At 66.2% G+C, this 3311-nt stretch carries 3 protein-coding genes; all 3 read right to left on the bottom strand.

The window, feature by feature from the left end:
- A partial coding sequence (locus tag CN311_RS33145) for a hypothetical protein (protein ID WP_208866619.1) occupies positions 1 to 2070 on the bottom strand: 2070 nt, incomplete at its 3' end.
- Entirely contained in the window at positions 2070 to 2573 is a 504-nt protein-coding gene (locus CN311_RS31560; RefSeq protein ID WP_097577473.1) for a hypothetical protein, read from the bottom strand. The genes CN311_RS31560 and CN311_RS33145, both read right to left, overlap by 1 nt.
- Before the next feature lie 2 nt (positions 2574 to 2575).
- On the bottom strand, positions 2576 to 3244 hold the full coding sequence (locus tag CN311_RS31555; RefSeq protein WP_097577472.1) for a hypothetical protein: 669 nt from the start codon (positions 3242 to 3244) through the stop codon (positions 2576 to 2578).
- Positions 3245 to 3311: the final 67 nt, after the last annotated feature.

The raw sequence follows: 3311 nt of genomic DNA, 5'->3' as shown, positions 1-3311 counted from the left end.
GTTGTAGGCGTACGCCCCGCCATAGGCGCCACCCGCCGCACCCCCTACGCCGCTTCGGGCGGCAAGGCCCGTCAAGCCGTTCTCCGCCGCCGCGCCAACGCCTGCCCGGCCTAGCAAACCGAACAAACCCTTCGTCAGGCCGTATCCGCTCAAGCCGGCGCCGAGGGCTTCCGCTGCCCAGCCGGCCGAGCCTGCTCGGTCCGCGGCATCCTCGGTCTCGGCCTGCTGATTTTTGAGAAGGTCCTCGTAGTTCCCGCCCGACAAGACGGAGTCCAGCTTAGCGGAGATCGCGTCCGCACCTCCCGCAGCCCCGCCCTTAGCCGTAAGGCGACCGACATCAGAGAACGCCAAGCCGAATTGCTGTAGCCACGGCATGGTGCTGTACTGGGCTCGGGCCGGATGTTCCCCTATCCACGCCAGCCCGTTCTTGAGCACTGCAACCTGGGCTTCCAACAACTCTGGCGTGACGCTCGGATTCTGAGCGGCCTTGGCTCGCCATTGGGCTTCCGCCGCCAAAGAAATCTGTTCGGCCATCGCCTTGCGTGCATCCGGGTCGCGAACCGCCAGGACGATCGAACTCAATTCAGCAAGACGCTTTTCGAACGGCGCGCTTTGGTCGATATATTTCGCGGCCTGTTGGTCAGCTGCTGCCCAGGGTAGAGGCAATATTCTGTCGAAGCCCATCTCTTGCTGTGCAGCGACGGCCCAGGTTACGGCAGTCCAGTAATCCTCCGGGGTTGAGATCTTGCTCCAGTCCGGAGCCTTGTCTGGGAAGAGTTGGCTGACGTAACCGACGGGATCGGCGCGCCTGGCGCCCAGCACCAATTGCGCGGCGCCGGCCTTTATCTCGTATTGCTCGCGCTCTTCCTGTGAGCCGTAGGGGCCGAGTTCAAAATCCCGAATCTGGGCGTGTATCGCCTGGTTCGAGACGGGGCGCATTTCGAAAACCTGGCGGCCGACGTCAGCCGTTATGTTGAAGGCTTGGAGCCGCTTGCCGCCCTCTTCGACGCCGTAAACGGCAGTGAAGTCTTCAGCGCCGGGTGTCTTGCCGGAATAGGTGCCGGTATTGGCAATGGCCGCCGGCGCATTCTGGTAGGCGAGGTCGATATTGGCGCGCGCATCGACCAGCTGCGCCGTCATCGCCACCTGCGCCTTCTGGCCGAGGTCCCGCACGGCGTCCGGCGACAGATCGGCGATCCAAGGAGCCGCAGCCCAAACGGCCTTTCCGTCGTGCTGCACGGAATTTCTGTGGCGTTCGTCAGGCGGCAGGCCACCTGCAAGCGCTTCGCGCCGAGCCGGCGTCTCTGGTCCATTCGACCGAGGTTCGCCCGCAGCCTCAACCGTGTCGTCCTTGGTCTTGCTTCCAGCCTGTGCCGCGACCAGCATCTCGGCGGCGCGCTTCGGATCCTGGGCGATCATCGCCTGGACCAGCGCCTTGGCCGTATTGCTGCGCCAGGCCGCTTCCGCCGCTTGCCGGGCGAGCGGGTTGCCGATCTTGGCGATCAGGTCGGAGCCGTTCTGCCGGATCGCCTCGAAGTTTGCGATATCGTTCGGATCGCTTTTCGCGATGGCGCTGGTCGAGATGTTGTCGACCTTGGTCCACTCGGCCAGTTCATAGTCGTCGCGCTGTGCCTTCTCGCGTTGCGCCATGCGCCGCGAGCCGACCCCGCGCACCACTTCCTTCTGCCTGGCGAAACCGGCGCGCTGGCTCTCGGGTATGTTCGGCAGCGCATTGTCGAACAGCGTGTCGAACAGGCCTATCTTGAGCACGCGGCCGGTGCGCGGATCGACCTGGCCATACATGGCCTCGTGTAGGCCGCTGCCGTCGGCCGGCGCTTTCGCCGCTACCTCGTCTTCCGCCTGCGTGATCTGGCCGTTGAACCGGCGGCGCGCAAGGTCGGCGTCGAACGCCTCCTGCCGCTCTTTCATCTGCCGGTAGTGCTCGGCGACAGCGGAAAGCTCGTCGCCAAGACCCTGCATGGCGCCGCCGATCGGCGACCCCTGCGGGTATTGCACCCCGTTGCCGGTATCGAGCCGGCGCTGGGCAATATGGAGAGGAATGGTCGCCATCAGTAGAGGCCTCCCGTGGACAAGCCGCCGGGCGGCGGCGGGAAGGCGCCCTTGCCGAAGGTCACGGCCTTGGTCGGGTCGTAGAGGCCTGAGAGACCCGGGATGAGATTGCCGCCGGCCTTGAAGATCGACGCCGTGGCCGCCTGCCTGCCGGAGAAGCGCGAGATGGCGGCCTGCGTGTTGAGACTGTTCTGGCGCAGTTGCGAGCTGTATTGGAGCGCCTTGAGGTCCATCTGGCCCTGCCTGGCGTTGGCGGCCAGCACCTCGGTCGGCGAGCCTGCTATGCCGACGCCGGAAGCGCCCGCCTGGGCGCGCGCCTGTGCCTGCAGGAGATCCTGCTTGTGGCGCTCCTGGCTCTGCTCGAAGGCGGTTGACTGGGCGTCGGCCTGCGACTGCTGCTCATAGGCCTTGGCCTGGTAGTCGGCCATCTGCTTCGACTGCTGGCCTTCGACCAGCGCACCGCCGACCGAAAGTACGGTACCGAGAAGGGCAAGTGTGCACATGGTCAGCCTCGCTCGCCCAGGGGTTTGCTTGCCGGAATGAATTTGCTCTTGACGCCCTCGACCGGCGCGCCGGGCGCCGGCCGCGGATCGAGCGCGCCGCCGGGGCTGAGGAAGGAGAGCAAAAGCCTGTCGGCCTGAATTGCCGGGCGGCTGAGGCGGGCCGGTGCGGCGGCTCGCACGCCAGCCATGGCGGTGCGGCGGATGGTGGCCAGGTTGACCTTCAGGTCGGCGGCGCCGGCGGCATCGAACAGGCCGTTGGCGGTGGTTATGGCGCGGCTCAAGGCATCGGCCTCGAACAATTCCTGGCGCAGTTGCTCGATCAGCCGGTGGACACTCTTCCAACGCTCGCCGATGGTGACGGCCTTGGCCTTGATATCCCCGCCCAGTGCCGCGACGTCGGCCCGGGCCTCGCTCCGAGCAGCCTCGGCGCGGCGCTTGTCGGCGCCGTCGACTATCTTTTCGATGAGCGCGATTGCGTCGTTGCAGTCGTCGAGCGTGGCCCGCACGGCTGCCAGATCGCCGTCGCCGAAGATCGCGCGGTCCTCGGCCTGTTGCAGTTCGTGCCTGCGGGCGATGGCGTTGTTGAGGTCGGTGTCGAGCAAGGCGATGACGGCAGCGAAATCGGCAGCCGTCCGCGCCTTGCCGAGATCTTCGGCATGGGGGTGAGTCACGGGTGGGTTCCTTGATGGGGGAAGCGATGGAGGGCGGAGCGAGTGATCTCCCCCCACGGGGGGAGAT

Source organism: Mesorhizobium sanjuanii (assembly GCF_002529485.1).
Lineage (GTDB): Bacteria > Pseudomonadota > Alphaproteobacteria > Rhizobiales > Rhizobiaceae > Mesorhizobium > Mesorhizobium sanjuanii.
This window is presented reverse-complemented; position numbering and strand designations above follow the sequence as displayed.

Excerpts from the sequence above, each read along its gene's own strand:
- CN311_RS31560 (WP_097577473.1), bottom strand. The coding sequence starts at position 2,573 with ATGTGCACACTTGCCCTTCTCGGTACCGTACTTTCGGTCGGCGGTGCG.